The sequence below is a fragment of the Rhizobacter koreensis genome (assembly GCF_013366375.1).
Classification (GTDB): Bacteria; Pseudomonadota; Gammaproteobacteria; order Burkholderiales; family Burkholderiaceae_C; genus Schlegelella_A; species Schlegelella_A koreensis.
In genome coordinates this window covers 450,712-471,016 of sequence record NZ_JABWMJ010000003.1, presented here as the reverse complement: position 1 = coordinate 471,016, position 20,305 = coordinate 450,712, and the positions used below count along the sequence as shown (strand labels likewise).

The window sequence follows — 20,305 nt, the reverse complement described above, 5'->3', positions numbered from 1 at the left end:
GGCGCCAGACGCCTCACCAGGAGCTCACGGCCGGTCCGGCGCGTCGCCCAAATTCACCTGGTCGACCTGCCCCTGCACGAAGCTGACCACCGCGTCGCGCGGATCGAGCCGGGAGGCGTCGAAGTCGAACTGCCCCGACGGGCTCGCCACGCTCGCGCCCTGCGCCGAGATGTCGGCCTTGTAGTTGATCGTCCTGCCGACGACCTCGTACTCGATCCGGAACCCGAATGGCCGCCCGGTCCCCTTCTGCTCGAACGTTCCGCTGATGCTCGGCATGTGCGCTCTCCCTGTTGCGGGCCGAGTATCGCTGGCGCTCGAAGGCCTACTCGTGGCCAGCCGTGGCTGAAGGCAGCGGGGCCTCTCTTACACTGCCGGTCTTTCGAGCTTCGAGCGCCCCGCCGCGCCCGAGGTCTCGGATTTCTCGCCGTAGTTCAATGGATAGAACGGCCGCCTCCTAAGCGGCAAATACAGGTTCGATTCCTGTCGGCGAGACCAACTAACGGGTTTTTGGGACGTTCAGCAGCGTCTCAAACGAGCTCCTCGCAAGCCTGTTATCCGGGCGTAGATGCTCCAAGAAGCATCCCACGGCGTTCAAGGGCAGCCCGTGACAGCGCACGCGTCTGGGGATAGATTTCAGACCAGTTGCCCCCAGCGTCTGAAAAGTTGCCCCCATGCTGCTGACCGACACCAAGCTGCGCAGCCTCAAGCCGGCAGAGAAGCCGCAGCGGTTCTTCGACGGCGACGGCCCGTACCTCGAGGTGCGGCCGAACGGGGGCAAGTGGTGGCGCTTCAAGTACAGCTACGAGGGCAAGGAGAAGCGGATCTCGTTCGGCACCTACCCCGAGGTGCCGCTGTCGCTTGCCAGAACACGCCGGGCTGAGGCCCGCCAGCTGGTGGCCGCCGGAACCGACCCGAGCGCCGCCCGCAAGGAGGCGAAGGAGACCAAGCGCCGCGATGCGCTAAGCACGGTTGAAGCGGTGTCGCGCGCCTGGCTGGCACACCGCGCGACCGCGTGGACGCCGGGCACGCGCGACGCCATCACGGCTTCGCTCGAGAACCACGTGTTCCCCTCGCTTGGAAAGCGGCCGATCCGGGAGATCGTTCCTCGCGACATCAAGCAGGTCATCCAAGCGGTCGATCGGCAAGGCGCAGGAGAAACCGCTGGACGGGTCTTCCAACGACTTCGCTCGATCACCGCTACGCGCTATCCGAGGATCTCGTCGAGGTCGATCCTACCTACCCCCTCAAGCCCTCAGAGATCCTCAAGCCACGAAACATCAGTCACCGGCGTGCGCTGGCCGAGGCAGACATGCCGGCGTTCCTACACGAGCTCGACCGGTACCAGGGCGACCCATCAACCAAAGCCGCGCTGGAACTCCTGATCCTCACGGCGGTGCGGCCGGGCGAGTTGAGAGGAGCCCGCTGGCGGGAGGTCGATCTGGCGCGTGCGCTGTGGCGCATCCCAGCGGAACGAATGAAGATGGCGGCCGAGCACCTCGTGCCGTTATCCATGCAAGCACTGGCGGTTCTCGCTCGGGTGAAGCGAGTCGAGGGAGCCGATGACTTGGTGTTCCCCTCCCCGTTCTATCCCGGCAAGCCGCTCAGCGACGGCACGCTGAACAGCGCACTGGTGCGGCTCGGCTACAAGGGACGCATGACCGCTCACGGGTTTCGCACGTTGTTCTCCACCTGTGCCAACGAAGCCGGATGGAACTCCGACGTCATTGAAAAGCAGCTCTCGCACGAGGAACGTGATGACGTGAGAGGCGCCTACAACCGGGCGCAGTGGGTCGCGGAACGAGTGAAGTTAATGCAGTGGTGGGCCAACCGGCTGGACGAGTTCCGGGCAGCCGAACACGGCGTCACGCAGCAATAGTTGCCTGCGTCCGCAGCCTCGCCAGCCCTTTGGCAGCTTGCAGCCTCGCGAGGCCACAAACGGATTCCGCAAGCGACCGGTGCACCAACGACAGCTGCGCAGCGGATGCGGTCCGTCGCCTTCGAACCTCGTACGCGCGGTCTACGTCACTGAGCGGCCCTTCGGGCACAGCGCGCGCTTAAACGCCGACGGCCGCTTCCAGAGGCGTTGCTGCCGTTGAGAACATGCCGAGGCGCTGGCCTGTATGAGCCCTACCCCGAACGTCTGCTCCTGCACGCGGTGCATTCACGCACCCGACCCTAACGAGACGTCCGCGCGCCTGATCACACCTTCCCGAAGCTGTCACTCGCATTCCAAAAGGCTTGCCTGCCTCCGCAGCTGGGTTCGGCTCGGCCGGCTCATTAAGCTGCTCTGATATTGAGCGCGGGTACATTCTGGCGGCCCACCCTTGGACGGTGCCGAGGGAGTCTGTATATTTGTACAGCCCCATCCCAAATGAGCACGATGAGCGAACACGCTACTACCGAGCCGACGAGCGCTCGATTTATTCACGTCGAGGCGCAAGCCGACCATCTCGAATCGTTGGCGCGAGGGAGGCCTGTGACCGCCCTGGCCGAGTTGGTGTGGAACGCTCTGGATGCCGATGCCGACCGGATCCGCATCGGCATCACCGACAACGATCTCGGGAACCCGGTGGTCATCGAGATCACCGACAACGGTAGCGGCATCAGCTTAAGCGAGGCAGAGCGAGCGTTCGGCAACCTTGGCGGTTCGTGGAAGCGCGAGCAACGCGTCACCCAACGGGCTCACAAGAAAATGCATGGGCGCGACGGCAAAGGGCGATTCAAGGCGTTCGCCCTCGGCCATCGCGTCGAGTGGGACACCGTCTTCCTTGGAGACGATGACCAGGCCCAGCACTACGCAATTAAGGGAAGCAGCGACCGGCTGCAGGATTTCGAGATCGGCGCGCCATCGCCGGCGCCGAACGGCCGCGGTCGGGGAACACGGGTTCGCATCACCGGCATCCAAGACTCGCTTGGCGTGCTCTCGCGCGATGGCTCAGCGCCGCGCCAGCTGGCCGAGGTGTTCGCGCTGTACTTGCGCAACTATACGGCCACAGACATCATCTATCGGGGTGAGCGCATCGATCCCAAGGCGGTGCAGAAGGCTCACGAGACGCACGTTTTGCCCGCTTTCGTGACCGAGGACGGCGTGAGCGTCTCGGGTGAACTGGACATTGTCGAGTGGACCTTCGCGAAGAAGGAGCGCCGAATCTGCCTGTGCGACTCGGATGGCTTCGTCCTTGACGAGATCGAGGCCGGCATCCGCCCAGGGAGCGAGTTCAATTTTACGGCATACCTTCGCTCGGACTACGTTTCGAAACTGCAGCAGGAGAACGTTCTCTCGCTGGAAGAGCTTGAGCCAGGGCTGCGCCGATTGGTGGAGGATGCCCGAGCGTCGCTGCGTTCCCACTTCCGTCGCCGAAAGGCCGAATCGGCTTCAGAGCTCGTGAAGCAGTGGAAGGAGGAAGGTGTGTACCCGTTCGCCGGTGATGCGACGGGCCCACTTGAAGCTGCCAGGCGAGAGGTCTTCGACATCTGCGCATTGAGCGTTCACCAGTACCTCGACTCCTTTCGGGAGGGTCCGATCAAGGACCGGCAGTTCACTTTGCGCATGCTCAAGACGGCGCTCGATGAGAACCCCGAGTCCCTGAAGCGCATTCTCTCGGAGGTGCTCGAATTGCCGAAAGAGCGGCAGAACGAATTGACAGACTTGCTGCAGTACACGACCTGTCGTCAATCATTGAGGCCAGCAAGCTCGTCGCGGACCGACTGCAGTTTCTTACTGGCCTGCAGGAATTGCTGTTCCGCTCAGAGACCAAACGCGACCTTCGCGAGCGATCACAATTGCATCGCATGCTCGAGAACGAGACCTGGATCTTCGGGGAGGAATACCTCCTGACTAGCAGCGACGAAAACCTGAACACGGCGGCGAGCCCCTGCACGGGCAGGCGTTCCGGATCCGCAAGTTCTCGGTCGGCTACATCCATGACTTCGTCCACACCGGACCGGTGAAGTGGGGCGTCGGCGGACTCGTCGGCTTCGCAAGCGCGCCGTCGCAGCTCGATTCGACCTACGGCCGCCACCCGCGGTCGTACATGGTCTTCTTGCAGGGGCGCCTCTGAGACACGGCTCGTTCGAACGCGTATTCACGCCACCGGTGAACCTTCGACCGCTTCCGCGTGCGTCAGGGTTCCGTCGATCGTGCGCTTCCCTGGCGCCGCCGATGCGCGTCGAAGCAGGCGCGCCGAAACTCGCCCGCCCGCCCGGGGAGAAACGCAGCGTGTGGGCCGTTCGCGCCGCAGCTCGCAAGCAGGTCTTACACTGCCGGTCGCTTCATAACCCGAGTGGCCGAGGCTACCTTGCCGCAGTTCGAGGGATCGAGCGCTTGCCGGCTGGGCGCATCCAGCTTCGAGTTCCGCCCGCGGGATTGGCGAATACGCCGTCGGCGCCCGCGATAGACGAGGCCCACGAAATGAACTCCGGTTTGATTTTTCGGCGACCCACCGCTTGAGACCAGGTGCGGCGGCATGAACGAAGATCGGATTCCTGAAGACCTGCTCGAGTCGCTGGGTGCACACGGCCACTCGCGTTCATACCGTGCCGGCGCGATCCTGATCAATGAGGGCGACCCCGGCGACGCCATCTACATCGTGCTGTCGGGGCGGCTTCAGACCTACCTGAGCTCGGAAGATGGACGCGACGTGGTCCTCGCAGACCACGATCCTGGCGAGTACGTCGGGGAACTCGCGCTCGACGGCAGCCCTCGCTCAGCGTCCGTGCGAGCAGTTTCACCGTCGACTTGCCTGATCGTTCGCGGCGCGGAACTGCGGGCTTTCCTGGTCGATCACCCCGAGTTCGGATTTCATCTTTCGCAGAAGCTGACCCGGATGGTTCGACGCCTGACCAAGCAGGTCGCGAACCTGGCTCTCAAAGACGTCTATGGCCGGGTCGTATACCTCTTCATGGAAACGTCCGAAGCGATCGGTTCGGAACGAATCATTCGGGAGAAATTAACCCAGCAGAACATCGCGGAACGCATCGGCTCGTCGAGGGAAATGGTGAGCAGAGTCCTCAAGGATCTGACCGCGGGTGGCTACGTCTCCCTTCGCGACGGTTGCTACGTCATTCACCGCAGGTTACCGTCAGCCCGATAGCGCCGCCGATCCGGACACAAGCACTATTCCATAGGCTCGCGCGGATCTTCCTTCTCGCCGAGCCGAGCCAGGCCATAGAGCCGATAGCTACCGGAGATGTTCCTGAGTTCACGAACCCCGGCGTCGACGAACCGGTAGCCCTCCGGCAGACGCGCTGCCAGGTCGTGCGCTACCTGGCTGACCAGAATGTGCCCGGGCTCCGCGAGGCTCTGGATGCGGGCCGCGACGTTGACGGCAATGCCGTAGACCGTACCGTCGCGCCGCGTAACGATCTCACCTGCGTTGACGCCGATTCTGAATGGCAGATCGAGTTCGCGGTCGGCAGCGCCGGACGATCGTCTTGTGCTCTCCTGAAAGGCAATCGTTGCCGCCAGCGCGTCCGAGACGCTGGGGAACTCGAGCAAGATGGAGTCACCCACCGCGTCAACGACGCGGCCGCCATGCTCGGAGCTCAGCTCGTTGAACCGGGCTCGACTGGTCGTGATGGCGTGCATCGTCGTGACGTCGTCTCTCTCCATCATTTCGCTGTAGGCCTTCACGTCTGCCGAGACGATCGCTGCCACGCGTCGGTTCATCTCGGTCCTGCGCTGCGTCGACGCTGATGTCGACGTGGGATTGATATAGACCTTGACCCCGAACCGGGCGTCGGAGAACTCGACCGTGTCGTCGAGCCTGAGCTGGGTGGGCAGATCGATGACGCGGCCGTTGACCAAGGTGGCGTTGGTTTCGCTCAACGGCGTCAGGATCAGGCTCTCGCCTTCCCATGTGAACTCCGCGTGGCGACGCGAGATCGCGCGATCCGGGATCACGATGTCGCAATCGAACTCACGCCCCACGCGGGTCATGTCGTCGCGCAGCAAATATCGGCTCTGGGTCGCCCATTGCTGCCCCAGGACGGGGATCAGCGCACCGCCAGGGGGTGCGGGGCTTGTCGGGCGGGCAGCACCCACGAGAACTCCTGCTGAAGAATGGACGTCGGCCCCCAGGCTTTGGTCGCGGGGTCTCGCCGCGACAGGTGCCTGGTGGGTAACCAGGAGCATGCCAGAGGTTTCGCAGCCGACGACAACAATGCGTTGTGGAGGGGGTGTGCCACCTCGGCGCCGGAAATCGGCCGTAGACTTCACGACGCCTTCAGCCCGTCCCGGCGACGACGCGCGCGCGGCATGCCATCGAGAAGGGTTCGTGATGGAACTGGCCCCCGAGCTGCGGATTGCACCGGTATCCGAGCGGTACGCCGTTGAAGCGTACCTCGGTCGGGGCGCGACGAGCCTTGTCTTTAAAGCGTTCGACCGGCGCAATCGCATCACGGTCGCGCTCAAGTCGCTGGCATTTCCGCAGGGCGAAGACATCCTGCGCTTCAAGCGCGAGTTCCGGGATTTGAGCGCCCTCTCCCATCGCAACATCGTTTCCCTTTACGACCTCTACGTCGATCCTCCGCAGTGCTACTTCACGATGGAGTACGTGGAGGGCAAGGACTTCGTGACCGCAGTGCGCCGAGGCGGCGGCGCGAACCGGACCGTCGATTTCACCGCACTGAACGCGAATACCAGCGCCCTCGTCGAGGCGCTGCTGGCCGTCCATGCGATCGGACGAGTGCACCTCGACATCAAGCCTTCGAACGTCCTCGTCTCCCACGCGAATCGGGTCGTCGTGCTCGACTTCGGACTGTCGGCGTTGGCCGGCTCGCGCGCATCGAGTCGGGCCATGGCCGGTACGCTCGCCTACATGTGCCCTGAGCATGCCGCGGGCGCGCCGCCGTCGCCCCGCTTCGACTGGTACGCGCTCGGGGTCATGCTCTTCGAGTCGATTACCGGTGCCGTACCCATTGCCGCTCCGAGCGCTGCGATGGTCATGGCGGTGGCCCCGGAGTGTCCTGGGTACCTGGCTGATCTGATCGGAGCGCTGACCGCACCCAGAGCTGAACAGCAGCCGGACGGCAGCATGATCCTGCGGACGCTGAACGCCCATCGAGGGCGCGCGGCGCGCCGTGCCGCCGGCCGCGCGCCGGCGACCGAGTTCTCGACGATCGGCCGCGAGGGCAGCCTGGAGGTACTGAATGCCGCGCTGCGGCGGACCCTCCAGGGCGCACCGCACCTCATCACCGTGGCAGGCGAGTCCGGGGTCGGCAAGTCGTCGCTGGTCGAGCACTTCACCAGCACGTCGGTGCGCGACTCGGGTGCGCTGATGTTGTGCTCGCGCTGTCATTACCAGGAAACGATCAGGTCCCCGGCGCTCGACGGCATCATCGACGGACTTGCGGAATTCCTCGCGGACGACGTCCTGCTTGCGCCGCGCGTCTCGGCATTCGAGTATTTCAGTCTTCGCCGCTTGTTCCCGGTCCTCGAAGCCGTGCGTTTCGACGTGCAGGGTCGCCTGGAAGGCGAGCCTCTCGACCCTTTCGTGCTCATCGAGCATGCGCTTGCAGCGCTGTGTCGGATCCTGGTTGAGCTGAGCGCGTCGCGTTCGCTGGTCCTCTGGATCGACGACTATCAATGGGCGGACGCCAACAGTGGACCGTTCGTGCGGCGCATCCTGGAAACCACCGCGTCGCGCATCCTCGTCGTCATCAGCTACCACCCCGAGAGCCGCTCGGCTTCGCTTGAACAGCTCGACGCGCTGCGTGCTTCAGGTGAGGCGCTCGCGGGCCGCGTCTCGCACGTGTTCCTGAAGCCCCTCAGCGTCGAGGAAAGCGCGGCGTTCTTCGCGGATCTCAGCGGCGCCCCGTTGTCGACCGAAGAAGAGCGCGCGTCGCTCGCCCAGGGCACGGGCGGCCTGCCGATCTTCATCCGGGAAATTGCCAGACATGGTTGGGGCGACGATCAGGAGCTCCGGCGATTCGATCCTGCGATTGCCTTGTCGCAACGCCTCCATTCCTTGTCGCCCGCAGCGCACGAGGTGCTCGCGCTCACCGCGTTGTGCGACCTGCCGATGGACGAGGCCGCCCTGCTGAGCGTCGATGGCATCAGCTCTGACGCGAAGGCGGCGGTCACGAGCCTGTGCCAAGGGCACTTCCTGAAGAAGATCGCCGACAAGGAGGGCAGCCGGATTGCCGTGTTCCACGACCGCATCCGGCGCGCCGTCGTCGGCTTGCTGCAGCCCGAACGCAAGCGTCTGCTGCACAAGCGCATCGCCGACGTCCTGATGCAGTCGCCGAATCCGGATCTGCGCGCCGTCGTCGCCCAGTTGCTGGGCGCCGAGCTGACGACCCAGGCTTCGGGCGTCGCGGTGCTTGCTGCTCGCCAGGAGGCCAACCGCCTGAACTTCGCCACGGCGGCCGATTTCCTGGCCTTGGCGATCCAGCACGAGGACGCGAGCGGCCAACTCAGCGACATGCATGCCGAGTTGGGGATGCTGCTGGCGAACGCAGGAGCGTCCCGCAAGGCTGCGCAGGCGTACCTCCGCAGCCTCGAAACGCTCGATCATTCGTGTTCGCCGCGCCTGCATGTGGCGCAATTGAAGGTCCACGCGGCGGAGCAATTCCTCTGCGCCGGGCTACTGGCAAGTGGCATCGATCTGCTTCGCAACGTCTTCGCCGATCTGTCGCTTCCCTACCCACACGACCAACGCTCTGCCACGCGCACCGCCACGCTGAACCGGCTGCTGTTCGCCCTGCGGGTTGGTCGCGCCGCCGCGAGCCCGGCCGGGAACGTGCCCGCGGAAACCCTGCTTCGGCTCGACACCCTGTGGGTCGCTGCCAAAGGCACCTGCATGCTCGATTACGTGGTGGGCGACGCCATGGCGAGTTGGTATCTGCGCGAGTCTGTCGAGGCACGCGAGCCGACTCGGCTGCTCCGCGCGGTCGGCCTGGAAGCGTCGATCTATGCGAACGTCGGCGGTCGTGGAATGCTGAAGCGCTCTGCCGCGATGATGACGCGCGCTCGGCAACTGCTTTCTCATGCGAACGAGCCAGCCAACCAAGCCTTCGTGTATCACGCCGAAGCGACCGTGGCGTGGTTCAAAGGCGAATGGCGCCAGAGTGCCTCCGTCGCCGAGCAGGCGATCGCCATCTACCGAAGCAGTTGCCAGGGCGTGCAGTTCGAAGTCGCGATCCTGCTCGGCTGGGCCCTGACCGCACGCGCCTTCGTCGGCGAGATCGACCATGTGCGGGGCATGATGCCCGGCCTGCTCGCAGACGCGCGCAAGCGCGGTGACGAATACTTCTTCGACGTCTTTCGATCCAGCTTTCTGGGGTATCTCGTGGCGGCTGCAGACGACAACTGCGAGGCCGCCATGAAGGTCGTCAACGGCAGCTTGCACAAGGTACCCAAAGACCGCTTCACCTCGCTCCACTTTCATCACCTGATCGCCGCGACGAACCTCCTCCTGTACCTGGGCGAAGCACAGCGTGCGTGGGACCTGATCGAAAGCAAGTGGCCCGAAGTCGCCGGAACTGGATTCCTCCGGCTCGCCGCGTTGAGCACGTTCCTGCGCGAGCTCCGTTCGCGCGCCGCGATTGCCGCATGCAGTTGCAGCCACGACACAAGCCAGCGTCAGAGGCTGCTTTCGATCGCTCGCAAGGACGCGCGCTGCATCCAGGCCACCGATCTGCCGTTCGCAGGCGCGATGGCAGCCGCGATCGATAGCATGGTGGCGGGCGTGGAAGGCAAGGAAGATGCCCAGACGAGATTGGTCGGGCTGGCGACGGCGGGCTACCGAAGCGCAGACATGGAGCTCTACGCCGAAGCGTTGACGCACCGGTTTGCGAAAAACAAGCGCATGCCCCCGGCCGAGGCCTTCATGGCGAGAGAGCAGATCAGGAACCCATCAGCCTTCGCAACCATGTTCTACCCCGCACCGGTGCTCGGCGCCGCCTGAACCTCTGCCCATCAGGCCATGAGCGCGCGCCCGCTGCAGGATTACCTGAGCTCCTGTCGGGAGATGATTGCGGCTGAAATCCGGCGTGTCATCCCGCGCGACGACCGCCACACGGGGGGCTTGTATCGGCTCATGCTCGACTACCCCTTGCGCCCGGGCAAGGCGTTGCGTCCGGCACTGTGCCTGGCGGTCTGCCGAGCGCTGGGCGGCGCCCAAAGCGCGGTGCTGCCGACGGCGGCGGTGCTGGAGCTCTACCACAACGCATTCCTGATCCACGATGACGTCGAGGATGCCTCGTCGAAGCGCCGCCACGAGCTCACCCTGAACGCGTTGCATGGCGTCCCTTCCGCCGTCAATGTCGGTGACGGTATGCTGGCGCTGGCGATCGGGCCGCTGCTCGACAACATGGCGGTGATCGGCGTGGGACGTGCCTTGCGTATCCTGCGTCTCATCGCACGCATGGCATGCGAGACCGCCGAGGGACAGATGATCGAACTCAACTGGATCAAGTCCGGCGCTGTGCCTCGGAGACTGGGGGAGTACTCCAGGCTGGTCCACAAGAAGACCGCTTGGTATTCCTTCATCGCCCCGATGTCCGCTGGGGCGATCATCGGTGGCGCCCAGCACGAGACGGTTGCCCGCATCGCGCGACTCGCCATCCCGCTGGGCATTGCGTTCCAGATCCAGGACGACGTGCTGAACCTCGCGACTTGCGGCGATGCGTACGGGAAGGACTCCCTGGCTGACCTGTGGGAGGGCAAGCGCACGCTGATCCTCATTCACGCGATCAATGCCGCGCCCCATGAAGATCGCGCGACGGCGCTGGAGATCCTCGCCAAGCGGCAGCCGCGGCTCGGTACCGAGTTGGACACCAGCGCACGCGCGCACGAGCGCAGCGCCAGCGACGTCGAGTTTCTGCGGCGTCTGGTCGAGCTGCACGGCAGCCTCGACTTCGCGCGTCAGCGGGCGCGCCGGTTCGCACGCCGGTTTCGGGCCGGTCTCGCGCACGAGGCAGACGGCTGGGCGCGTTCGAGGCACCGGGATTTCTTGTTCGAGTTGGCCGACTATGCGATCGACCGCGCGACCTAGGCGAGAACCACGATGAGCCCGCTTCTGAATTTCGCCCAGAGCCTCATCTCGGCTTCTCCTGACGAACTCGCGCGCTTGTTCGGCGGGATCGATGAGCAGCGTACGCGCGAACGCCTTTCGCACGACGCGCCCGCCGCGGATGTCGCCCGGCCGATCACACGCTTGTTGCAGCTGCCCGCGGGTCGGGGTCCTGGCGCTGCGGTCGATGTTGCGCGGCTGGCCGAGGTCCTCAGCAGCATCCACGACAAGCAATCGCGCGAGCGCGAGGCCGACGGCGCGGCGTACGAGCAGCTCTGGCGCAAGCTCCGGGGCGTCGAATCGAAGCTGGCCGAACACGCTTCCCTGGTCGATGCAGTGATGACGAAGGTCGCGCCGCTTCATCCTGCGCCCGCCGCATTGCCTGCGAGCACGCTGCAGCAGACCATCCTCGTTCAATGCCCGAGAGCCGGTCGTTCGGCCGGGCGCTTCCGATGCCTGAATCGGTTTTCGGAACAGGTCGAGGTCTCCATCGCCAGCAGCGCAGTGCACCGACCTGACGGCGACGGGAGCCCTGTCCAAGGGGCGATTGCCGGCGTCGAGCCTGCGCGCTTCATCCTCGCCGCGCGTGCGCACCGGGTGGTCGAGCTCCAGCTCGACCTCCGCAACGCGGACACGAGCGGCGTGGATGCCGTCAGCGCGTCGTTCGCCGTGCACATGGGCAACAAGCCGCATGCGCGGGTGTGGCTCGAGGCGACCCTCTATGACGAGCAGTGATCCGCATCCCGCGGCCTTGAGCGACGACGAAGGTTTCGGCGTGCCGACGCTCGTGCTCGCGGATCGTGAAGACGAGATGCTCGGGGCGTTGCGCCACCTCCAGAAGAGCGTGCTGAAGCACCCTGCGGCTGCGCAGGCCGCGTTTCAGTACCTGAGCGCCGAAGGGAGGCGCTACCGATACACCGCCGAAGGTCGAGAGTGGGACGAGCGCCTGCGTCATTCGCGCCTCGTCCGTCACCTGGGCCTGCTCTTCGATTTTTCGACCCTCTCCCTGCTCGACCACGATCCGCCGGGCGTGCTGCCGACGCAGCTGCTCGACGTCCTGTTCACCTTGAGCTCGCTCGAGAACAGCGACGAGCTGCTCGACAAGCTGTTCCGATGGGAACAGGACGGCCATGCGTGATGACCCCCTGGGCTTGGTCGACCGCAGTGCCGAGCACAACGACATCGTCGATGTGCTGCTGGGCGCTCGCGAATCGATGCAGCGATTCTGTGCGCTGGCGTTGGAGCCGGACGCGACCAGGGCGGGCTCTGCACCGGATGAGCGACTGCTCGACGCGTGCCTGGGCGTGTGCGCGGTGCGATCGCGGCTGCTGCGCTGGCTGGCGGTGATCGAACAATCACAACCACGCGCTCCCGTGCCGGAAGACCGGCAACCCGGGGCCGCAGGCACCCTGTTGCGGTGATCGACGTGTCGAAAACCGGCGGACTTTCCCGCGATCAGACCGGTGCGGGCGCGCTGCCGAGCGTCTTGACTCTTTCCGACCACTGGCGTCGCCCCGGCACCCTGAGCAGCGATGCCAGCGGCGCGAAGGAGTGGTCGTACTTTTGCGTGCTGACCGACGCGTTCGAGCTTCTCGTGAACTTCAGTGTGACGAGCGAGCTGCGCGATGGTGCCTTCGTCGACGTGCCGCGATTGGTGCTCATGCTGCGCGACGCGACGGGCTGGTCCGGCTCGGTTCAGACCTACGACATGACGGACTGCCGAGCGCGCGCCGGCGAGGTGGAAACGCGTTTCGGCCCCCATTCGCTCACCTATGGCGACGGCGGCTATCACCTCGTCATCGACCGCGCGGGACGGGTCGACGCGCGTCTTACCTTGCGCCCCGAGTCCCGGCCGGCACTCGCGCGAAGCGTGCGGCTCTCGCATCGCGGGCCGATGCGGTGGATGGTCGTGCCCCGCCTCGGCGCGAGCGGCACCCTCGAGGTCGACGGCGTTCAGCATGCCGTGCGATCCGCGCCGGCGTACCACGACCGCAATTGGGGCCACTTCGCCTGGGGTGGCGACTTCAGCTGGGAATGGATCGTCTTCCTGCCCATCGCTCCCAGTGTCGACTGGACGCTCGTGTACATGCAGATCGCCGATCGCGGCCGCAATCAGCTGTTCTCGCGCAGCCTCATGGTCTGGCACCGACACGCGCCGACACGCGTGTTCCATGCTGCCGATATCCATGTCAGCCGTTCCGGTCTTCTTCGCCCGGAGCGGATCGCCAGGATTCCGGCCGTCGCCGCTCTGGCGCTACAGGGACTTGCGGCTGACATCCCCGAGAGAGTCGTCCTCGTCGCGGCGCGTGGAAGCGATCGGTGGAGTCTCGAACTCGACCACGACGACTACGCTCAGCTCTGCCTTCCGGACGACGACGGCTGCGGTTTGACCCAGCTGTCCGAAGTGCGCGGCCGAGCCCGGGTGACCGGCTCGATCGATGGTGAGGCGATCAGCTTCGAGAGCTTCACCCTCGCCGAGTACAACCATGCCGCAGCCTGATTTCTTCGGGTTCCTGGCGCAAGCGGTCGAGGCGCTGAAGGAGCAGGCGCCATTCGCCTACCGCCGGTTTCATGCACAGTTCGCGCCGCTGCGTGCCTGTCTCAGTCCCGGTGACGACACGCGAACCGTCTGGCTCGACGGCGATCGACTTGCGATCAGGGATGGCGTGCACGACGCCGCGGTCCGAGCCCGCTTCGAACTCGCAACGATCGATGACCTCGTCGACGGACGGCTGACGCTGCTCGACGCGCTGATCGGCGAGCGCCTGTGGCTGAGCGGCCGCCCCGAACACGTCGAACGATTCTTCGACGCCTTTACGACGTTCATCATCGGAAGCATGCGCAGCCACAAGATGCAGGCGTTGATGGCAGCGTTCCGCGGGCACCGGCAGCCCGACTAGACACGAGGAGATGTCGCATGGCCGTTTTCCTGGACCTCCAATGGCGCATCGCGGGGCTCACGGCTTTGCGGCGTCGCACGGATGAGAAAAGTCGCCTCGTTCTCAACAAGCGCGACAAGGAAAAGCCGCCGCTGGTCACGGTCTTCGGCGCGGGCATCACCGGCTTGTCGGTTGCCCAGGAACTGATCGAGCGCGGATTCGGCGTCCAGGTCGTCGAAGCGGCCGAGAGCAGCCTCGTCGAACACGCCAGCGACGTCGGCGGGATGGCAGCGAACCAGTACTCACGCGTACCGGCGGACATGGCAGAGATCCTCAGCCTGCCGCCCGAGTGGCCCGGCGGCAAGTCCGTCCCCAAACTTGCAGAAGTCGTCGACTGGCCCATGAGGCTACGCGGCCTGCGGATGCGTCCGGTGCAGCGCCGCTTCCCCCTCACCGAGAGCATCGTGTTCGAGCGCCGCGACAGCCCGGATTGGCGTTACGAGCAGGATGCGCACGGGGTGACGAACGAGTCGAAACTTCATCGTGTTCTCGACAAGCTATATCAAGCGTTTACCGAGTATTACAACGAATACCGCGCGCGAATCGCGTTTCTCGACATCAAGAAAGAGACCATAGCGCCCGGTGGCAAATATCCCATCGAGTACTGGCGAGAGATATTAGCCGTGCGTGTCGTCGGCTTTACAAACCGAAAAGACATAAAAGGCGGCGGCAGGGGTTGGGCCCGCGACGTCATCACGGAACTGCGCAATCTCAGCAAACAGCGCGTCGATAAGCCACTCGATTTTGAGCTGAACAACCACCTGATCCCCGTCGGCCGGGACGAAGCGACATCAACAAGCGAAGCTGCAACGCGCGAGCGGCTCAGCCGTCGGCGATCGAACCGCGTCGAATTCGAAGTGATCGAGCAGGTCATCCCTGGCGAACACGGCTTTCGGTTCTTTCCCGCCTTCTACCGCAATCTCTTTGACACGATGAAGCGGGTGCCGACGTTCGACCGGTTCGGCGTGGAAAGTCACGAAACCGCTCGCAACCACCTGGTCCCGGCAGCAGACCCGTCGGTCGCCGTCAACGGCGAGCCCGCATTGCAGATCAACTACAGGGTCTTGAAGTCGCTAAGCGATCTCGAGCAACTGTCTCACTTCGTGTTCGAAACCGCCGGCTTCACCGAACGCGACGTGCTCCGCCTGCAACTCCGCCTGCTGCGTTACCTGACATCATGCAAGCAACGACGCATCGAGCAATGTGAAGACCAGACGTTCTGGAAGTACGTCGGCGGCGACGAGGGCGAACGGGGCTACTCGGAAAAGGCCAAGCACTTCATCGAGCACGCGCCACGAGCGCTCGCCGCGATGGCGGCGGCTGAAGTCGACGCGAGGACGCAGGCGAACATCCTGCTGCAGATGATGATCCGCCAGCCGTTCGAGGAGCTTCCACAGGACTTCACGCTCAACGGCACCACCTCGCAGGCCTTTCTCGACGTGTGGAAGGCCTACCTCGGCGCGCAGGGGGTGAAGTTCTTTACGGGGCGCCTCGAGCGGATCGAGCTCGGCAGGGGGTACGTAGAAGTCAAGCAGGGCGAATGGGACCCCATCGACGAGTTCGTCCCTGTCGTTTCCGGGCCTGACGGCTGGCGCCTGCCGCGGCCCGAAGTTCCGGGGCATCGCTTCCTGAACGTGGAGAAGCATAAAGCAGACGAAAAGATCATCGAGAAAGATGGGCAGGGGGTGAAGGACTTTGATGTCCCGGAATTCGTGGCCGAAGCGAAGCCGACCAACTTCTATCACGACTTTTTCGTACTCGCGCTACCCCTGGACGAATCATCGCGGCTGGTCCAGGATGCGTGGAAGCAGTTGCGAGAGGCGAAGCCGCTCGAGGCCGAGCGTCTGTTCGCTGGACCGTTCTCGAAGCTCATCGCCTTCGATAGCGCGGTGGGTCGCAAGCTCAAGAACGATGCCGTGCCGCTCGAGGGAATCGCCGACCCCCCGAGGGCTGCGTGGAGCGGCGCCGTGCCGGGCGCCGACAGGAGCATCGGCCAGTGGCCCTACCGTGACATTTCGGGAATTCAGTACTTCTTCCCGAATCGCTATCGATTCGGCAGCGGCCATGTCTATCTCGCAGACTCGCCGTGGGGACTGACCGCCATCTCGCAACTTGCGTACTCCCGCGACCGCACCCATCCCATCGGACGCTTCCTGGGACAGGTGTCGGTCGACATCGGCGACTGGTACGCGCCATGGACGAAGGACCCGCCACCCGGCGAGAAGAACCCGCGCGAGGCGCCTTCGGCATGGCGGTCGCGCAAGCACGACATTGCCGAAGCCACATGGCAGCAGATGCTGCGGGGAATCAACGCGGCGCACGCGAGCAAGCTGCTCGAACCGCAGTACTACCACCTCGACTGGGGCATCCGCTTCGAGGAACGCGAAAGCGGCGGCTTCCGCGGGAACATCCTCGCTGCGATCGCACCAACGTCGCACGACTCGTTGAGTATCGACTGGGGTGACGGAGAACCCCCCCACGCCTACAGCGGGGCAGCTTACGACGACGGGTTGGGACTCGATGCCATCGCGGCGCGAATCAACGACGATCCTGATCGAGCGGCCGGTGTTCTTGCGCATGTCGGTCTCCGGCCTGGAGGACAGCAGGTGCTGATCCTCGCGCCGTACGTCAAGGCCAACGCTCTGACGGTCAGCGTGCCCGAGACGGTGCATGGTTCGTACAGGATCCTTATACGAACCGCTGATGGGGTGGTCGAAGACAACGGCAGCCCGGGCCAACGAGCCAGACGGGAGCAAATCGTTGAGCGCCTGAGGTCCCGTATTGGACGCGACGGATTGCTCGTCGAAATAGAGACGAGCACGGAGAGCACGCAGAGCACGCAGAGCACGGAGAGCACGGAGAGCACGCAGAGCAAAGAGAGCACGCAGAGCAAAGAGAGCACGCAGAGCAAAGAGAGCAAGGATGACTTGACCATTCGCAGCAGAACGGGAGAGGACCTCATTGAGGTCGCCATTGCCAGCGTTGATGAGGATTTCTGCGTTCGTTCAGCCACCCAACCTTTGGGCAGCAAGACGACCAGTGCCGACCTCACCTCAGCAACAGCGAAAGGCATGGGGCCACCGTGGAAGGCGACGGTCGAGCTCAAGAGTGGCGGGAACTACAAAGTGGCCGAACTCGTCTTGGAGGGCCACGACTTTTTTCTTACGTTCGGGGACCGCAACAGGCCCGCCGAAGCCGCTGTAGAGCGGCCGTACAGAATCCCCGAGCCCCCGATGGCGAAGGTGCTGGCAGAAGCGATCACGAACAACGACTACTCCGAAGGACACACAGGTGAAGCGAACGTGTTCGCCTGGAATGATTCGTCAAGCGCGTCCGGGGATGCAGCGGCGGCAGGGGATAGCCGGCACATCGTCCTATCGCCGATGGTTGAAGCCAGCAAATTCATTGTTCACGTCGCCAAGGGCTCGAGCCGAAGGTACGCCGTCATGCTGGCGCCGACCGGTGAGGGTCTTAAACCCCGGGTGCTCGACGGAGCCAGTTGCGAAGAACTCATCGGAAAGATCAACGCCGATGGAGTGGCAGAGGCCGGACCCTACGGGGAGCACGGTATTTGGGTCTCCACCAGAGACGGGAACGACGCACTGTTCTCCGTTGCCAACGCCGATGACTGCATCCGCATCGAGAGTGCCACTACAAGCAAGGGGACGCCTGGCGTGTTGTGCGCGTTGACGCTGCGAGCCCGCGGCCGGTACAGCGCGCTCCCCCTGCAGATCCTGAGGCAGCCTGAGGTCGGCACCGCGGACGTGACACACGTCAATGTTGCCGGCTCGGCAGAGCTGGAGGTTCCTGACGTCATCATCCCCGGCCGAACTTACGCCGTCGCGCTGAAGTACGACAGGAGGCAGGCGGCGTCGGCCACGGTCATCGCGAAAAGCGACAGCAAAACTGAGGGCATCGCTGATGAGCTCGTGAGCGAGCTGAAAGCGAAAACCGGCTTCCAAGCGATCGACCGAGCAGGAAATCGGATCAAGATTTCTCCACCCTATGCGTCACCGGTCCCCCTGGAACTGGCCCTGACAAATCTCTTGCTGAGCACCCCCGACAACCGAACCCCGCTGCGCAACGCGAGCCCGTTCCTCATCAACCTGCCGGGCCAATGGAGCCTGCGCCCTGGTCTCATGCCGCGCGAGCCGGGACGGCCCGATCATGGGCATCAGCTCGAGATGGCCTATACGCACTCCTATCCGCTGCTGCGGCGCTGGGTGCCGGCCGGCACCTGGATGGCGACCCATACGCGAATGACGACGATGGAGGCGGCGAACGAATCTGCCAAGCACGCGGTGCGCGCGATGCTGCACATGATCATGACGCCGGAAATGGGCGGCACGACCGACGAGACGGCGTTCGGCGCACAGGGTAAGTTGCTGGGGGATTTCCCCGAGATCCACCGCCCCGAGGACTTCGAGTTTCGAGACCTCGACAACTTGCGCAAGGTCGACGAAAAGCTGGCGGCCGAGCACAAGCCGCACTTCATCGACATCCTGCGACTCGGCGAGCTGGTCGACAAGCTTCCGGCGAAGGGCTTGGCCGCCAACAGCATGACGGACGACTACCGAGCCCTCTTGAGAGGGATCAACGACGTCCTGCTCGACAACAGTCAAATCCTCGGCAAGCAGTTCGTCGGACTGCTGACGCAGACCTTCATGGCAAAGATCGAAAGCTACATGAGGCGAACCTTCGGCGACGCTCCATGACGAGCGCGGCCGAAAGGCAGCGCGTGCCACGACTGCCGAAACGGCGAGGCGATCTCGGTGGCGCTTCTCGCTGCCTAGAACGCGTATCGCAGGGCGAACGACAGGGTGTTGACCGACGAACGGGTCGAGCCTGAGACCCGGGCCGAACTCGCCAGCGGCGTTCCGTCGAAGAACGTGCGCTCGACGTTGATATCGGCCCGCTTGATGCGCGCATGGGCGAACGCAAAATCGAGCGCCCACTGTTCGGCCACCTTCCAGGACGCACCGAGTCCGAGCCAGAGACGCTTCTGATCGGGAAGCGTGGTGTCGCGATACGCGTCGACAGTCGGCGTCTCATCGAAGCGGACGCCGCCGCGCAGCGTCAGCGCACTCGAATACGCGTACTCGAGGCCGAGCGCAGCCGCCCAGGCGTTGCGGAAGCCGGTCCGCCGAACAGCGTCGGCTCCGCCGTTGTCGAAGCGCACCCGAACCTCATCGGACCGTTTCCAGCCATACCGTTCCACCTGGCCCAGCAGCAGCAGACGATCGGTCAGGTTGTGAGCCACCCCCAAGCTGACGATGGAAGGCAGTTTCAGCTTGGCCTTCGCGTCGGAGCGGCCATTGGCCGCCGAGAGGGCGCCCGTGAATCCACTCACCCTCGACGACCCGGAAAGCCGGTGGTCGATCGGGGAGCGAAAGTGCAGGCCGACCCGCGTTCGGTCAGTCGGGCGTAGCAAGAGCCCCAGGTTGTAGCCCGCCGCCCACGAATCGCCGCGGATCCGGATCTTGCCGTCCGTAGCGGGAGTCGGGCCGCCCGGAACAGCCGGGTTGGGAATGGCGCTCGTCAGCGTGCTGCGCGCGTACTGCACATCCAGCCCGCCACCCAGCGTGACCTCCCGGCTCAGCTCCCAGGCCGCCACCGGGCCGAGATTGATCGTCATCAACGATGATTCGATGGCGTCGTAGCGACCGAACCAGTCTTCGCGGAACTTGACCTTCAGGCCGAATGGTTCGGTGATGCCGAATCCCACGTACGCCGGCACATCGGTCAGCCGACGAACAAAGAAAAGGTTTCCGATCGGAGTCGGATCCCCCGGGTTGCGCATGTCTCGACCGCCGGAAGGAACATCGCCACCCAAGCTGCCGGGCGTTGCTGCAGTCGAACCATCATCCCGCAGCGATGAACGCGGGGCAATCACCTGGAGGCCAAAAGAGGTCCAAGTCTTCTTTTCCGGTTCGAGCCGTCCGAGTTCGGACAAACCGGCCGGGTTGAAGAACACCCCGCTTGGCCCGTCGGCGCCGGCAGCGCTGCCGGCACCGACGCGTCCGAGGCCGATCACGCTTTGCTGGTTGATGAAAAAGCCCGTCGCGAAGGCTGAATCCAGCGGCAGCGCAAAAGCCGCCAAGGCCAACGCCAGGGAACCGGGACCGCTCCGGGCCCCACTCGCGCGGACCTCCATCGGAACGGCACCGAGGAAACGAAGGTGACGCGCACCCCGCCGGTCAATCCACATAGCACGCTCCTGCAAGCGATGGACACTAAATTCTAGGACCACGGCACATCGACACAGCCCGCGCAAGCTTGAACTTGCTCCCGAGCGCTCGCTGTGAGGCGCGGTGCTCCGCGTCGATGAGACCCGGGGCCGACTGGCGTCAG

15 protein-coding genes and 1 tRNA gene are annotated in these 20,305 nt (G+C 64.5%); 13 read left to right on the top strand and 3 right to left on the bottom strand.

Features of this window, described 5'->3' with window-relative positions:
• Positions 1-24 precede the first annotated feature (24 nt).
• Complete coding sequence (locus tag HQN59_RS09080) at positions 25-276, bottom strand: hypothetical protein (protein WP_176068302.1); 252 nt, start codon at positions 274-276, stop codon at positions 25-27.
• A 144-nt stretch (positions 277-420) separates the two neighbouring features.
• Here HQN59_RS09080 and HQN59_RS09075 point away from each other — a divergent pair.
• The 5 genes from HQN59_RS09075 (at position 421) to HQN59_RS09060 (ending at position 5,093) form a co-directional block, all read left to right on the top strand.
• Positions 421-495, top strand: a tRNA-Arg gene (locus HQN59_RS09075).
• A 176-nt stretch (positions 496-671) separates the two neighbouring features.
• On the top strand, positions 672-1,382 hold the full coding sequence (locus tag HQN59_RS26065; protein WP_246294777.1) for a tyrosine-type recombinase/integrase: 711 nt from the start codon (positions 672-674) through the stop codon (positions 1,380-1,382).
• The gene (locus HQN59_RS26060) at positions 1,310-1,876 is read left to right on the top strand and encodes a tyrosine-type recombinase/integrase (RefSeq protein WP_246294776.1); all 567 of its coding nucleotides are present in this window, start codon (positions 1,310-1,312) and stop codon (positions 1,874-1,876) included. Before HQN59_RS26065 ends, HQN59_RS26060 begins: the two co-directional genes overlap by 73 nt.
• 495 nt (positions 1,877-2,371) lie before the next feature.
• Entirely contained in the window at positions 2,372-3,838 is a 1,467-nt protein-coding gene (locus tag HQN59_RS09065; RefSeq protein ID WP_176068300.1) for an ATP-binding protein, read from the top strand.
• Positions 3,839-4,466: 628 nt separating this feature from the next.
• Positions 4,467-5,093, top strand: coding sequence for a Crp/Fnr family transcriptional regulator (locus tag HQN59_RS09060; RefSeq protein ID WP_176068298.1), 627 nt, complete (start codon positions 4,467-4,469; stop codon positions 5,091-5,093).
• A 23-nt stretch (positions 5,094-5,116) separates the two neighbouring features.
• On the opposite strand, the gene HQN59_RS09055 is transcribed toward HQN59_RS09060, so the two are convergent.
• Positions 5,117-6,043 (bottom strand): FHA domain-containing protein, encoded by a 927-nt coding sequence (locus HQN59_RS09055; protein WP_176068296.1) that lies wholly within the window; start codon positions 6,041-6,043, stop codon positions 5,117-5,119.
• Positions 6,044-6,278: 235 nt separating this feature from the next.
• Between HQN59_RS09055 and HQN59_RS09050 the strand changes: the two genes are divergently transcribed.
• From HQN59_RS09050 to HQN59_RS09015, 8 genes are read left to right on the top strand one after another with little or no spacing between them, the layout of a single operon-like run.
• Complete coding sequence (locus HQN59_RS09050) at positions 6,279-9,908, top strand: serine/threonine-protein kinase (protein ID WP_176068294.1); 3,630 nt, start codon at positions 6,279-6,281, stop codon at positions 9,906-9,908.
• A gap of 18 nt (positions 9,909-9,926) precedes the next feature.
• Positions 9,927-10,997, top strand: coding sequence for a polyprenyl synthetase family protein (locus tag HQN59_RS09045; RefSeq protein WP_176068292.1), 1,071 nt, complete (start codon positions 9,927-9,929; stop codon positions 10,995-10,997).
• A gap of 12 nt (positions 10,998-11,009) precedes the next feature.
• Positions 11,010-11,750 (top strand): hypothetical protein, encoded by a 741-nt coding sequence (locus HQN59_RS09040; protein WP_176068290.1) that lies wholly within the window; start codon positions 11,010-11,012, stop codon positions 11,748-11,750.
• Positions 11,751-11,766: 16 nt separating this feature from the next.
• Positions 11,767-12,153: a hypothetical protein gene (locus HQN59_RS09035; RefSeq protein WP_176068288.1), complete on the top strand. Its 387-nt coding sequence runs from the start codon at positions 11,767-11,769 to the stop codon at positions 12,151-12,153.
• The gene (locus HQN59_RS09030; protein ID WP_176068286.1) at positions 12,146-12,436 is read left to right on the top strand and encodes a hypothetical protein; all 291 of its coding nucleotides are present in this window, start codon (positions 12,146-12,148) and stop codon (positions 12,434-12,436) included. The genes HQN59_RS09035 and HQN59_RS09030 overlap by 8 nt, the downstream gene beginning before the upstream one ends.
• Positions 12,433-13,515 carry a hypothetical protein gene (locus tag HQN59_RS09025; RefSeq protein WP_176068284.1) on the top strand — a complete coding sequence of 361 codons (1,083 nt, stop codon included), beginning with the start codon at positions 12,433-12,435 and terminating at the stop codon, positions 13,513-13,515. Before HQN59_RS09030 ends, HQN59_RS09025 begins: the two co-directional genes overlap by 4 nt.
• Positions 13,502-13,915 carry a hypothetical protein gene (locus tag HQN59_RS09020; protein ID WP_176068281.1) on the top strand — a complete coding sequence of 138 codons (414 nt, stop codon included), beginning with the start codon at positions 13,502-13,504 and terminating at the stop codon, positions 13,913-13,915. Before HQN59_RS09025 ends, HQN59_RS09020 begins: the two co-directional genes overlap by 14 nt.
• A 17-nt stretch (positions 13,916-13,932) precedes the next feature.
• The gene (locus HQN59_RS09015; protein ID WP_176068279.1) at positions 13,933-18,669 is read left to right on the top strand and encodes an NAD(P)/FAD-dependent oxidoreductase; all 4,737 of its coding nucleotides are present in this window, start codon (positions 13,933-13,935) and stop codon (positions 18,667-18,669) included.
• A gap of 74 nt (positions 18,670-18,743) precedes the next feature.
• On the opposite strand, the gene HQN59_RS09010 is transcribed toward HQN59_RS09015, so the two are convergent.
• Positions 18,744-20,054 carry an OmpP1/FadL family transporter gene (locus tag HQN59_RS09010; RefSeq protein ID WP_176068277.1) on the bottom strand — a complete coding sequence of 437 codons (1,311 nt, stop codon included), beginning with the start codon at positions 20,052-20,054 and terminating at the stop codon, positions 18,744-18,746.
• Positions 20,055-20,305: the final 251 nt, after the last annotated feature.